At 48.4% G+C, this 13226-nt stretch carries 15 protein-coding genes; all 15 read left to right on the forward strand.

Annotated elements, in window-relative coordinates:
* Positions 1–91: 91 nt before the first annotated feature.
* Positions 92–460 (forward strand): hypothetical protein, encoded by a 369-nt coding sequence (locus tag P3339_RS19770; protein WP_282951665.1) that lies wholly within the window; start codon positions 92–94, stop codon positions 458–460.
* On the forward strand, positions 397–1641 hold the full coding sequence (locus P3339_RS19775) for a tetratricopeptide repeat protein (protein ID WP_282951666.1): 1245 nt from the start codon (positions 397–399) through the stop codon (positions 1639–1641). The genes P3339_RS19770 and P3339_RS19775 overlap by 64 nt, the downstream gene beginning before the upstream one ends.
* Positions 1642–1915: 274 nt before the next feature.
* Positions 1916–4006, forward strand: coding sequence for a PEGA domain-containing protein (locus tag P3339_RS19780; protein ID WP_282951667.1), 2091 nt, complete (start codon positions 1916–1918; stop codon positions 4004–4006).
* Between the two features lie 9 nt (positions 4007–4015).
* On the forward strand, positions 4016–4219 hold the full coding sequence (locus P3339_RS19785; RefSeq protein ID WP_282951668.1) for a hypothetical protein: 204 nt from the start codon (positions 4016–4018) through the stop codon (positions 4217–4219).
* Positions 4220–4251: 32 nt separating this feature from the next.
* On the forward strand, positions 4252–5046 hold the full coding sequence (locus P3339_RS19790; protein ID WP_020411894.1) for a MotA/TolQ/ExbB proton channel family protein: 795 nt from the start codon (positions 4252–4254) through the stop codon (positions 5044–5046).
* A gap of 48 nt (positions 5047–5094) precedes the next feature.
* A complete protein-coding gene (locus P3339_RS19795; RefSeq protein WP_282951669.1) occupies positions 5095–6399 on the forward strand; it encodes a hypothetical protein in 1305 nt (434 codons plus the stop codon).
* Positions 6389–7471, forward strand: coding sequence for a vWA domain-containing protein (locus tag P3339_RS19800; RefSeq protein ID WP_020411892.1), 1083 nt, complete (start codon positions 6389–6391; stop codon positions 7469–7471). The genes P3339_RS19795 and P3339_RS19800 overlap by 11 nt, the downstream gene beginning before the upstream one ends.
* Positions 7468–8472: a VWA domain-containing protein gene (locus P3339_RS19805; RefSeq protein ID WP_020411891.1), complete on the forward strand. Its 1005-nt coding sequence runs from the start codon at positions 7468–7470 to the stop codon at positions 8470–8472. Before P3339_RS19800 ends, P3339_RS19805 begins: the two co-directional genes overlap by 4 nt.
* Positions 8473–8495: 23 nt before the next feature.
* Positions 8496–8828 carry a hypothetical protein gene (locus P3339_RS19810; protein ID WP_282951670.1) on the forward strand — a complete coding sequence of 111 codons (333 nt, stop codon included), beginning with the start codon at positions 8496–8498 and terminating at the stop codon, positions 8826–8828.
* 32 nt (positions 8829–8860) lie between these two features.
* Positions 8861–9163: a hypothetical protein gene (locus P3339_RS19815; RefSeq protein WP_282951671.1), complete on the forward strand. Its 303-nt coding sequence runs from the start codon at positions 8861–8863 to the stop codon at positions 9161–9163.
* Positions 9164–9175: 12 nt separating this feature from the next.
* Complete coding sequence (locus P3339_RS19820) at positions 9176–9838, forward strand: hypothetical protein (RefSeq protein ID WP_020411889.1); 663 nt, start codon at positions 9176–9178, stop codon at positions 9836–9838.
* A 29-nt stretch (positions 9839–9867) separates the two neighbouring features.
* A complete protein-coding gene (locus tag P3339_RS19825; protein ID WP_282951672.1) occupies positions 9868–10473 on the forward strand; it encodes a M48 family metalloprotease in 606 nt (201 codons plus the stop codon).
* Positions 10410–11327 carry a M48 family metalloprotease gene (locus P3339_RS19830; protein ID WP_282951673.1) on the forward strand — a complete coding sequence of 306 codons (918 nt, stop codon included), beginning with the start codon at positions 10410–10412 and terminating at the stop codon, positions 11325–11327. The genes P3339_RS19825 and P3339_RS19830 overlap by 64 nt, the downstream gene beginning before the upstream one ends.
* Positions 11328–11557: 230 nt before the next feature.
* Positions 11558–12775, forward strand: a complete 1218-nt coding sequence (locus P3339_RS19835) for an AMP-binding protein (RefSeq protein WP_353056850.1) — start codon at positions 11558–11560, stop codon at positions 12773–12775.
* Positions 12721–13188: an AMP-binding enzyme gene (locus P3339_RS23635; protein WP_353056851.1), complete on the forward strand. Its 468-nt coding sequence runs from the start codon at positions 12721–12723 to the stop codon at positions 13186–13188. Before P3339_RS19835 ends, P3339_RS23635 begins: the two co-directional genes overlap by 55 nt.
* The last annotated feature ends 38 nt before the right edge of the window (positions 13189–13226 follow it).

The raw sequence follows: 13226 nt of genomic DNA on the forward strand, positions 1-13226 counted from the left end.
AAGTGTTACTAACTGAGGTAAATCAAAGCGCTTTTCCACTCTTTTCACCCAACATCTTCACTGGGACCACGAATAACTAGGCGGAAATACTATGCAGCACCGCGATAATGCCAAGGAAGATATAGCACCAATCGAGCCAGCCAATTTTACCTTTGGCGGTGAGGAGGCTCATTCTCCCAAGGCAACCAACACCAATAAGGGAAAACCTAAAAAAGAAAGGTTTTATGGACCCATAGTAATTGGTGCAGCCATGCTCAGCGGTCTCATTGGCGTCTTTTGGGGGCTTCCCCAGGTGGTGGAAAAACCTCCGTTACGTAGCCTGCAAATAAGCTCCCCCCAACTAATAACATCTCGGAAAATGTTGCCCAAGCATCTCCTTATACAGATGCCGAAATTATGCAACAACGCCGGGAAGTCCAGAAAATTCTGCAGGATATTCTCGCCCTCAAGGAAGAATTAAAGGAGCGAAAAGTAGAGCTATGGGCATATGAAGAATTCTATGCAGCAGAAGATCTGGCCCTCAAGGCCGACAGCCTCTACCGCAAACGACAATTTATGCCCGCTTTGGAGAAATATCAGGAATCATTGCAGGCACTAGAAGTATTACGTGACGGTATACCCGAGCGTATTGAAATACATCTTGCTGAAGGCGAAAGAGCGCTAGAAAGTGGGGACCTGGATTCTGCAACAGAAGCTTTCAAACTTACCCTTATAATTTCCGAGAAGCACCCCAGGGGATTAAGAGGATTAGAGCGCACCGATAAGCTTCCGCTGGCTTGGTGGAAATTCACAGAAGGGAAAAGTGCCTATCTGGATTCAGACTTAGATCTTGCCAAGAAATCTTTAAAGGAATCTCTTTCTTCTGATCCACAAACAAAGCCTGCAAAAAAATTATTGGCAAAAGTAGAACATGAAATCACCGAACGCGACTACAAAAATGCCATGTCCGCAGGGTATGCCGCTATTGCTGATAAAAAATTTGACTCAGCAAAGAAACACTTCAACCAAGCCAGTAAGTTGAAGCCTGAAGCCAAGGCCCCAGGTATAGGCCTTAAGCAGGCAAAAAATGGGGCCGAGCAGGCCAAGATCGAAGAACTTCTCACTCACGCGCGCGACCAGGAAAAGCAGGAAAACTGGCACAAAGCCCTGCAGAGTTACACTACCTTAGTAAAAAAAGACGCTAGTTTAGTGGCTGCTGTGACAGGGAAAGCCCGCGCCACGGCCAGGGCTCAACTGGATGATCAAATGCAGGATCTCCTTAAAGATCCTCTGACTTTAGGCGAAGGAAAGCGTAATCATTTTGCCAGAAAAGTACTCAGTGATGCACGGAAACTCAATAGCCAAACACCACGTTTGGCACAACAGATCGAAGATCTTGAAGATGCACTCACTAAAGCACTAATCCCCATGCCCGTACGTTTTAAGTCCGACCGTAGTACCAGTGTCACGATTTATCATGTGGGAAGGCTGGGCTATTTTGATCAGCGAGAAATTGCCTTAAAGCCCGGCCGTTATACAGCCATCGGTACCCGAGACGGCTATCGGGATGTGCGTCAGGAGTTTATCGTCAAGCCAGGGAAACCTGTCACAGAAGTTGTCATACAATGTGCGGAAAAAATTAACGGCGCTAATAACAGCTAATTACAAGAACCTCTATTGCCTCGAAAAATCAAAAAAACAGGTCTTTTCGCAGTGGGGCCGTGCCTGATTTAGAGCGCCTGATTTAAATTCAGGATATGAAGAGTTCCGCGACAAACCTCTCACCATGCCACATAGCCATGGTATCGGCGAGCTAAGCTTTGTTGCACACAGCACCCCTGCTTCGGTTTTGCCAACCTGGCCCTAACAAGGCCTATCCAGCGACACCGAAGTCATTGCGATAACTCCATAACGATGTGGCAATAGGGAAGCATAAATGACAGTGAAAGAGGCAGTACCTGTCCAGGATGAAAAACCCGCAATCGATGAATCCCCCCTCATCGAACCAATTGGTTTCACTCCAGTACAGCCAAAATCCACTCGTGCTCGGTTATTTTTCTCCAAGCGCGCCTTGATTGTTGCGGCCTGCTTACTCTTAAGCGCGTTGGCGCTATATTATTTAGTTATCGCCCGCTCCCTAATTTTCGATACACAGCCCGTCCATGCAAAAATCAGTATCAGTGGCTTTGCAATTCCCCTCGGCAATGGCCACCTCGTATTACCTGGAAACTACAGCTACACAATTAAAGCTGAGGGCTATCTAGCCAAAAGTGGCGAAGTAGAAGTCAGCCGGGAAGGCCATAGTCGCCACTCGGTTACCCTTGAAAAACTTCCGGGCCATCTACAAATCGAAACGGATCCCCCAGTACCTGTAAAAGTTCTGATGAATGGTCGTGAAGTTCCAAATGAAAATGGTCTGGTGAAAAATGTCTCTACGGGGTCCATGCGGATAACAGTTTTATCTGACCGCTATCTGCCTTTTACCCGCGAGGTTAATATCGAGGGGCTCGATAAAACCTACCGCCTTGAAGCCAAACTACGTCCAGCCTGGGCCAGTATCCGAATCAACAGCAATCCGCAAGGCGCTACAGTAACCGTGGGCGGCAAGGTACTTGGAACTACGCCACTTAACGCAGAGTTAATCCAGGGAGATAGAGTTATCTCTATCTCCCTTGCCGAGCATAAGACGGTTGATATCCCTGTCGCTGTTACCGCTGGAGTAGACCAGGCACTAGCCACAGTAACCCTCGGGCCAGCTGACGGGCTATTGCGTGTCGTTACCACTCCTGAGGGCGCGAGTGTAACCGTGGATGGGGAGTTTCGAGGTCATACCCCACTGGAGCTCGAGCTCACATCAGGGGAAATCCATCGCCTGCGTTTTTTTAAGGACGGTTATGCCTCCGTAGAACACACCATCGACCTCGCTGCAGGTATGCAGCGCGACTTGAATATTAACCTGAATGCAGTGTATGGCAGGGTTCGTGTCTCCAGTGTGCCACCAGATGCAGAAGTCTATATTGATGGGCAATTTGCGGGGAATACCGGACAGACTTTCAACCTACCCGCAAGAACTCACCGTATTGAAGTGCGCAAGCGAGGCTATGAAACATTTGATACCCGCGTGATTCCCAGTGCCAGACTGGAGCAAACTGTGCGTGCAGTTTTATTAACCAAGGAGCAGGCTCGCTGGCAACAAGTTCCACCAGAGCTTCGCCATGGCGCAGGCGGCACCATGAAATTAATGCGCCCCAACGCTGTATTCACTATGGGCTCATCCCGACGCGAGCAAGGGCGTCGCGCAAATGAAGTTATGCGGCAGGTCGCTCTAAACCGCCCCTTTTATATAGGCACCACAGAGGTCACCAACCGGGAATACCGAAGATTTAAACCCTCACATACCTCAAGCCATGTAAACGGTGTGAGCTTAGATAACGACAACCTTCCCGTAGTCAATGTCAGTTGGGCCGATGCTGTTCTCTTTTGCAATTGGCTCAGCCAACGGGATGGGCTGACTCCTGTATACCTGACAGAACGCGGTCGGGTTGTCGGCTTTGATTCCGCCGCAAATGGATATCGTTTACCAACTGAAGCTGAATGGGCATGGCTAGCCCGTTACGACCGCGGTGTTATGCGCAAATATCCTTGGGGGAATGACCTGCCCATTGGTAATAACTCAGGTAATTATGCCGACAGTCATGCTGCCAAGCTAATTCCCACTGTACTGCGCACCTATAGTGATCGCTATGCAGCGACTGCACCTGTAGCCAGCTATAACCCAAACCCGTTGGGAATTTATGACCTTGGAGGCAATGTATCTGAATGGATACACGATCTCTATACCATTGGCACAGGTCTTTCATCCCGCCAGGAGGAAAATCCAGTGGGCCCACAGGATGGTGACTACCATGTTATTCGTGGCTCCAGCTGGCGTCACTCAGGGCTGACGGAGTTGCGTTTGTCTTATCGCGACTATGGAGAGGCCCCAAGAAACGATATCGGCTTCAGAGTGGCGCGCTGGGTCAATTAGGAGAGAGCTATGCCTAAATTTATTTTTATTTTCATCCTCCTGTTACCTTCCTTTTTATTTGCACAGGAAAAGCAGGAAAAAGAAGGGGAGACCCTCACTCAGGTCGCGCAAAAAAATCGGATGAAAAGAAGTCAAAAAGTAGTAAAAGCAGTTCCGATGATTACAAAGCTTCCGAAGAAATTTCTGAGGATCTATCCGTTTCCTATCCAGTAGATATATAGAGAAAAGTTGCCAAGAGCACCATCATGAAATTCAAATCATCAGATTTTATTTTCCAGATATTTGCGCTGTTGGGCTCAGTTATCCTGGTACATGCCATTTATGTAGCCATTATCCGCCCAAACGCTGATGCATTAATTGAGGAGCAACTGGCTCGTGAGGCGGCGGGAGAAACCTACGTGCAACAGCGCTCCATCTATATTGTGATGCGAGACTATGAGCAGGAGGCCTGTTTTGTACTAATGCTCTGGGCCATGGCAATAATGGGTTTGAAAGCCCAGCGAAGTATGCGAGAACGGAAGCTGCTCAACAGAGCACTTCTCAATGTCAGTGAAGGCACGCCTATTTTACCAGAAGATACTCGCGACCTGTCTCGACCGATTCAGGCACTCCCTGAGGAGGAGCGTAGTTATCTGGTACCCAGAGCTATTCTCACCGCCCTGCAGCGATTTGGTTCAACCCGTAATGTGGCTGCAGTTTCCAACTCTATAAAAGAGGTTTGTGAAACCGAGGGAGACCGCCTTGACTCAGAGCTGGCAATGGTTCGCTATATCACCTGGGCAATCCCCTCTATTGGTTTTATTGGTACGGTGCGTGGCATCGGTGAAGCTCTAGCACAAGCGCACAAAGCTGTGGAGGGTGATATTGCCGGGGTGACCGTGAGCCTCGGTGTCGCCTTCAATTCAACTTTTATCGCTCTGGTAATCAGTATTGTCATTATGTTTTTTACGCACCAGTTGCAATTGATGCAAGAGAGGCTGGTACTCGATACGCAGAACTACTGTGACAACCGTCTTTTGCGATTCCTGAAAATTAGTTAACCGACACAGGTTGTCAACATATCGGTTATTGGCCGCGAGGAAGCCCCCATGGGACAAGGTGTCCTTGAAATCAATGATTATGGTCTAAGGGTTTTTATTGGAACTACGGAAGTTCTAGAAAGCCCTGGTATAGCGGTAATTGAACCCCGACAGATCCATATAGGTACTGCAGCACAAATGCGTGCACGCAACCACCCAACCCAAGTCAATAATCAGTTCTGGCGCAGGCTCAGCCTGGAATCACTGAAATCTGAAAACCAGAGCTGTCGTCATCATGCCGATTTGGCCTACTGCCATTTACAAGAAATTTCTGAGCATTGCGATCTTCCAGAGGAACTTGTACTCGCAGTGCCAGGAAACTTCACTCGAGAGCAGCTGGCCTTGTTGCTGGGTATTATCAAAGAAAGCAGTATAAATGTTGTGGGCCTTATTGACTCTGCCACTGCAAATATTGGCCATATTGCTCCTTCCGGATTGCAATTGCATGTAGAACTACAACTACACCAAACCCTGGTCTCCCGTATCAATGTTGATCAAGAGGCTGTCGTCAAGTCCGCTGAAACAGTAGCCGATGCTGGACAGTATCATTTCCAGGAGGCTTGGGCACGGGTTTTTACCGACGCTTTTGTCATGCAGTGTCGCTTTGACCCACTCCACTCCGCAGAGTCTGAACAGCAGCTATACGACCTGATGCCACAGTGGGTAAGTCGCGCCATGCGCCAGGGAGAAGTTCTGGCAGAGCTGGATGATCGCACCGCAAAAATCACTCTGCGTCAGCTACAGGATGCCACTGCGCCTATACTCTCCCGCGTACGGGCGATGATTGAAAACCTCTCAGAGAATAACAGTGTCAGCTTTATATCTCACCGCTGGGCGGAGATTCCCGGAGGTGTTCAGCTGGCACAGCACATGTACCTTCTCTCCAGAGACAGTATCGCGCAATCCATCAATAATCGTTGGCAGGAACTACGAAGCCAAGACTCGGCTCTGCGCTTGATAAACAGTATCAGCGCAACACCGGAGAGCGAAATTACCATACGCCTCGAAGCGCCATCTGAAGCAGCGGCAACGCATCTCCTGTTCGGCCATCGTGCCCTAGCTGCGCATCAGCCACTGTTTGTTTTTTGGCATGAAGATAAGTTTCAAATAACTCCCACTCCCCCAAAACACCCTGCAGCAACAGTCACTAATCACGCAGGTCGCCTGGCTCTACGTGTGGATGCGGGAACCCGTCTAATGCTGAATGGCGAGGAGGTGTCTGCTCCGGTCAATCTAAATGCAGGAGACCAAATTAGTATTGCCAATCAACCGGATGTGATAACGGCAATTAGCGTGGAACGCCATGAGACGTAAGCAGCGTCGTTTTTCCACCTTCAGTTTATCCTTCCTAGACATCATGTCTTGTGGCTTCGGCGCCGTGGCACTGATTTTTTTAATCATCAAACACGGCTCAGACCACGAAATAGAGGTGGAAACAGAAGACTTGAGCGCCGAAGTAAACCTGCTCCAAGAAGAGGTTGAATTCGGTCAAGAGCACTTGGTCCAGGCACGTAATACCTTAGATATCGTCAGCGATGAGTTGGCTGAGGCCCAAGGGCTCGCCCGCCGTATACTGGATCAAATTGAAGAGGTAAAAGGTAATATCGCTGAAATCGACAGCATTGACGAACAAGAGGATATTAAAAGGCTTCAGGATAAGCTTAAAAAGCTGGAACAGGCCAAGAAAAATCTCGAGGAGGAAAATAAGAAGTTAGGCAACAATGTGCGCAAATATACCGGTGATGGTGATCGCCAATACCTGACCGGGCTACGCCTGGGAGGCAACAGAATCCTGGTCCTGCTGGACTCTTCCGCTTCTATGCTCGGCGATGAACTGATCAAAATCATACGCGCTCGAAATATGTCGTCACGAGTGAAACGACAAACTGAAAAGTGGCGTAGGGCTATCAACACAGTCTCTTGGTTAACCGCACAGCTGCCTCCAGACAGCCAGTACCAGATCTATACTTTTAATACCTCTTTTCGCGCCGCCATTGCCGGTACGGAAGATCGCTGGCTCAATGTGGATGATCGCGACCAGTTGGACCAGGCAATTAAAGGACTGAATGAAATAGTACCTGAAAACGGTACCAGCCTGGAAAGGGTGTTCAACGCCATTCATGCTATGACTCCACTACCGGATAACATTATTCTCATCACAGATGGGCTACCTACCCAGGGAATTAAATCGCCCAGGGGCTCCACAATTTCTGGTAGAGAAAGGCGCAACCTGTTCAAGCGCGCCGTCAAGGTACTTCCTAAAAATGTCCCCGTGAATATTATCCTGACTCCTATGGAAGGCGACCCATTTGCTGCCAGCGAGTTTTGGAAGTTGGCAATGGAAACCCAAGGCTCTTTTCTCGCACCATCGAGGGACTGGCCATGACAGTTTCACGAAAGAAAAGACGCCAAGAAGAGTTCAGTATTTCCTTTCTCGACGTAATCTGCTGTGGTTTCGGAGCCATTGTCTTGCTCTTGATGATCGCTAAAACTGCCGAACCCATAGTTCTAGAGGAGGCAGAAGTCGACCTGGAAGCCCAGGTAATGGAACTGCAACAGCAGTTGGCAGAAATCCGTGGGGAGACCACAGTCCTCAATCGAGACCTCAATGCTAAACGAGAACAAATTGATATTGAACACAAGCGAATTGCCAATCTTCGTGGAGAGTTAGTAGCTCTGCAGGCCGTCTATGCCAGTAAAACCGAAGGGCAAAGTGAAGAGGGGAAATTAAAAGGGGAACTTACCGTCGCATTACAGACACTGACTGAAGAAATGCGTCGCTTACTGGGTGAAAACTATCAACGTAAAAACAATGTTATTGGCGGTATTCCTGTAGACAGCGAATACATTCTCTTCATCATCGATACCTCCGGAAGTATGTTCAATTACGGCTGGGACCGCATGATGGCAGAAATGGTTAATACTCTGGATCTCTATCCCAATGTTAAGGGCATTCAGGTGATGAATGACATGGGCGATTACATGTTTTTCAATTACCGCAACAAGTGGATTCCCGATACACCCGGGCGTCGCCAGGCTATTCTTAATCGTTTAAAAACCTGGAACCCCTTTAGCAATTCCAGTCCGGTGGAAGGTATACAAAAAGCAGTTCGTAGCTTTTACGATCCCGACAAGAAAATCAGTATCTATGTCTTGGGCGATGAATTTACTGGTAAATCTATCCGTAATGTGATGCTAGCGGTCGATCGGGTGAACGCAAAGCATGGAGAAGGAAAGCGCAATATCCGCATTCATGCTGTGGGATTTCCCATCCAGTTTTCCCGCCCTCCCCATTTGCAAACCACTGGCCTGCGATTTGCAGCCCTTATGCGTGAACTCACCTATCGCAATGGTGGCACTTTTGTAGGACTAAACGATTTTCGCTAGCTGATTGATTCCAGGAGCAATTCATGAAGTACAGGATAAAGGCGGCTTTGCCACTCCACTTTACCGCGGTGGTGTTGTTTTCACTACTGGTTGCGGCCTGCTCTCATACTGTGCGGGTGGAGGGGAAATATCCATCACCTGTGGGTGAACAGCTCCCCCTCTCTGTAGGCATTTACCTCAGTGACGATTTTAGAAATTACATTTACGAGGAAGATAGCGAAGATCGTGAGGAATGGAAGATTAATACTGGCCGGGCACAAAAAAACCTGTTCGAGACAGTACTCGGTTCCATGTTTACCAATACAGTTTCCTTTCCGAGTACCCACAAAAAGTACCTGACAATGTCGAGTTGGTAATAGTTCCCGAAGTCAGGGAGCTGCAATTCACTATGCCACGGGAAACCAGAGTTAATATTTTTGAAGTGTGGATCAAATATGACATGAATGCTTATGATCCCCGTGGGCAACAGGTAGCCAGCTGGGTAATTACTGCCTACGGAAAAACACCTACAGCCTTCCTGAAGTCCCAGGAGCAGGCTCTAACCCAGGCAATCAACATTGCCCTGCGTGACGCAGGGGCAACGCTCTACACCGGCTTCGAAAAAGTACCTGAGTTACAGGCATTTCTCTCTGGGAAATTAAGGTCTGCTTCATTGCAGGAGTTCAAAGTGAAATCCAGCAAGGCTGAATAGAGGATTTTTGTTGTGTTCAAGCCATTCATTATTTTCGCACTGATTTTCCTGACCGGTTGTACCACTGTTGTTATTGACGAATACCGGCGTAGCGATGGAGAGCTAAGAGCAGGCGACTCCGTAGTTATTCTCGGGCGCCGTCACTCCAGCGATTATGAGACAGAACCAGATCTTATTGCCTGTGTCGGCAGAGAGCTACACAACCCGGAGATGGGTGTAAACATCATTCCAGAGAAAGAATTTGTCGACATTATGTACCCCTGGTTTGAACCCCGCACAGCTCCCATGCATGTGCGTTCTCTGGACCGTCTAATGGAAAATGAAGGCGTGCGTGAGCGCATGGAAAACTACGGGGTTAAGTACATAGTATGGATTGATGGATCCACTGAAACGACGGCAAGTGCTGGGTCTATTAGCTGCACCATCAGTACCGGCGGCGCCGGCTGTTTCGGGTTTGGTACCTGGGATAAGGAATCCGACTATGAGGCCTCTGTTTGGGATTTCCGCGATCGGGAATTATCAGGCAAACTGAGTGCTGATGCCAAAGGCACCTCTTATATGCCTGCGATTGTCATCCCAATCCCCTTGATTGCCAGGGTACAGAATAATGCCTGTAAAGGTATGGCGGCCCAGCTACAACAGTTCCTGGTTCCAGCTAGTGGTACAAGCTCTTAGACAATAAATAGACAAGGAGGCAGGGGGTAATGAAAACCATTAATCGGTGGCTCGCCAGTGCGCTGGTAGCAGTGGGGGCAGGGTGTGCATTCAACCCTGCCACAAAAAGCCCAGACTTGGTGTTAATGTCTGAAGGCAAGGAAATCTCTATTGGCAAAGAGATGCATGAGAAGCTGATAGAAAGTACTCCTATTTACCAGGATCCGATTCTCACAGCCTACGTCAATCATGTCGGGCAAAAAGTGGCTGCTGCCAGTGATCGGCCTGACCTCAAGTACCATTTCACCATCATCGACAGCCAGGACATCAATGCCTTCGCCCTTCCTGGCGGTTATGTCTATATCAATCGCGGCCTACTCACCTATTTACATTCAGAGGCAGAAATGGCCGCCGTACTAGCCCATGAAATTGGGCACATTACTGCGCGACACGCTGTTCGGCAAAAAACTGCAGCCACTGGTGCCAGCGTCGCATCGGTTTTATCGGTTCTAGTAACCGGTAGCGGCGTGGTTGGCGATGTAGCCAATTTATACAGTACAGCAGCGGTAAAGGGTTATGGCCGGGAATGGAGTTGGAAGCAGACCGATTCGGTGCGCAATATATGTTTAATGCGGGCTATGATCCACAGGCAATGATAAATGTTATCGGGCTATTAAAAGACCAGGAGACCTTTGCCAGAAGACGTGCCCGTATTGAGGGTAAAAAACCCCAAACCTATCATGGTGTTTTTTCTACTCATCCTCGTAATGATCTTCGCCTGCAGGAAGTAGTAAAAGCAGCGGGTACCCTACCTGAAGATAATAAAGAAACCAAAGTGGCCTATTATCGGGAGAAGACTGATGGTCTGGTGTACGGGGATAACTCCCGGCAATCCAATAAAAATCGATTTAATCATAAACGCCTGGGCTTCTCTCTCCTCTTCCCAGATGGCTGGACGGTGGCAAACCAGCGGTCTTCAATTGTAGGATCCGCCCCAGATAGCTCCGCCACAATTACTATCAAGGTAGCGAAACGCGATGGTAACCAACCTGCAGATATGGCCTTGCGTGAGGAATATGACTTACGAAAACTGGAGCAAGGGGAAAAATTACAACAATATCAGCTTGTAGGTCACACAGGAAAATTTCCCAACCTTGAGAAAGAGGCGCCCGATCCCGACAGAGTTGCAGTTATCTACTATGGAAGCCGGCAATTTATGTTGGAGGGCAAGGTAACCAACTCTGACTCTCAGGATAAAGAGGCCCTGGAAAAATATGACACTATGTTCCTAACTAGTATCCGTAGTTTCCGGCCCCTACGTAAAACAGATATTGTGGAGAAAGATATTCGCCGGTTGCGCTACGTAAAAGCAAATGAAAAAACTACTTTTTCCTCTCTGGCTAAACATATGGAAATTGGTGAATATGCCGAAGAGCAATTAAGACTTTTAAATGGTTACTACCCTCGCGGTGAACCTCAACCTGGTGAATGGATTAAGATAGTGCGGTAACGCATTGTGACTGCTTCATCCACATTAATTTCTTGGCAACAGTATCTCTTTTCTGTAAAGCTTTTATTTGCCTACTTTATGAAGGGTGATTTGTTTTTTCATAAGCTTGAACATTGGGCCCTGATTTCAAAGCTTACCTGAATCATTTTGAAAGAACCCCCTAAAGTCCGGTGTGGCCATTCAGGCTAGTTACCGATAGATGACAATAAACATAATAATAGGAGTCGACTATGAACGGCATGATGATGGAATCTCAGCTCACACTTACCGCTGTTATGCGCCGCGCCCTGTGTAATTCACCGGATAGTGAAGTCATTTCGGTTACTCTGGATAACCCCCTCCACCGCTACAGCTATAAGCAGGCTTTTGCTCGTGCTGCGCAGCTCGCCCAAGTATTATGTATGCTCGGAGCAAATAGAGGTGACCGCATCGGCACACTCGCTTGGAATGACCACCGGCACTTTGAACTCTATTACGCAACATCCTGCAGCGGCTTGGTCTGCCACACGATTAACCCCCGGCTTTTCCCTGAGCAGATTCACTATATTATTGAGCACGCCGAAGATCGCTGGCTATTTATTGATCCTTTATTTGTGCCACTCATCGAATCATTGGAGGATAAGCTCAGCACCGTGGAGGGTGTAATTGTCTTAACAGACAGGGCACATATGCCCGATAGTAAATTAGCCAATTACTATTGCTATGAAGACCTACTAGTCAACCAGCCCAGCTGCTTCCAATGGCCAGATTTACGTGAGGAGAGTGCGGCAGCTCTTTGCTACACATCTGGAACCACCGGTAATCCAAAAGGCGTACTCTATTCCCACCGCGCAATGGCACTGCACACCTATGGTGTGTTAATGCCAGATGCATTTGCTATTCGCCGCGACGAAGCCATTCTCCCGGTTGTCCCCATGTTCCATGTCAATGCCTGGTCTATTCCCTACGCAGCACCAGCAGTCGGCGCCAAACTCGTTTTACCTGGGCCCAGTATGGGTTGTGGAGAGACACTTAGTAAACTGATAAGACAGGAATCAGTAACGATTGCCGCCGGCGTCCCAACTGTTTGGCTGGCACTGCTGAAGTACCTACGCAATAGCAAAGAGACCCTTCCGAGCCTCAACCGCGTAGTAGTGGGTGGCTCCGCCTGTCCCTGGAGCATTATGGAAGAATTTGAACAGCAGCATGGTGTCTATACCCACCATGCCTGGGGCATGACCGAGATGAGCCCACTCGGTACCTATAACGCCCGAATCGCTCCCTCTATTGCACCTAAAGAAGCCAAAAAACTACGACTCAAGCAGGGACGAGCAGGGTTTGGAGTAGAAATGCGTATTGTCGGCCCTCAAGAAAACCCCTCCCTCACAATGGGACTGCCTTTGGCGCCTTACAAGTGCGCGGTCCCTGGATTTGTGAGCGCTACTTTAAGTCCGAAGAGTCTGCTCTAACCACCGACGGTTGGTTTGACACAGGCGATGTTGCCACTATCGACTCTCTTGGATACCTGACAATTACCGACCGCACTAAGGATGTTATTAAATCTGGTGGTGAATGGATCTCCTCAATAGAGCTGGAAAACTTCGCTATGACACTAGAGGGTGTAGCAGAGGCGGCAGTTATCGGCGTGACTCATGAAAAATGGGCAGAGCGTCCCCTATTGCTCGTGGTTCTCGAAACAGGTGTCAAACTAAAACCCGATAAAATTCTCAGTACTTTCCAGGGGCAGTTTGCCAAATGGTGGATTCCCGATGACTGTATAATTATCGATGAATTACCACTCACAGCTACTGGAAAAATTAGTAAAAAGGATCTGCGTCAGAAATTTTCAGAATACTTATGGCCTCAAGAGATAACCGTATAAAATCCAGCAGTAAAATGTTTAGTAAATTTTGCATTCAG

The sequence above is a fragment of the Microbulbifer sp. MLAF003 genome, assembly GCF_030012965.1.
GTDB classification, from domain to species: Bacteria; Pseudomonadota; Gammaproteobacteria; order Pseudomonadales; family Cellvibrionaceae; genus Microbulbifer; species Microbulbifer variabilis.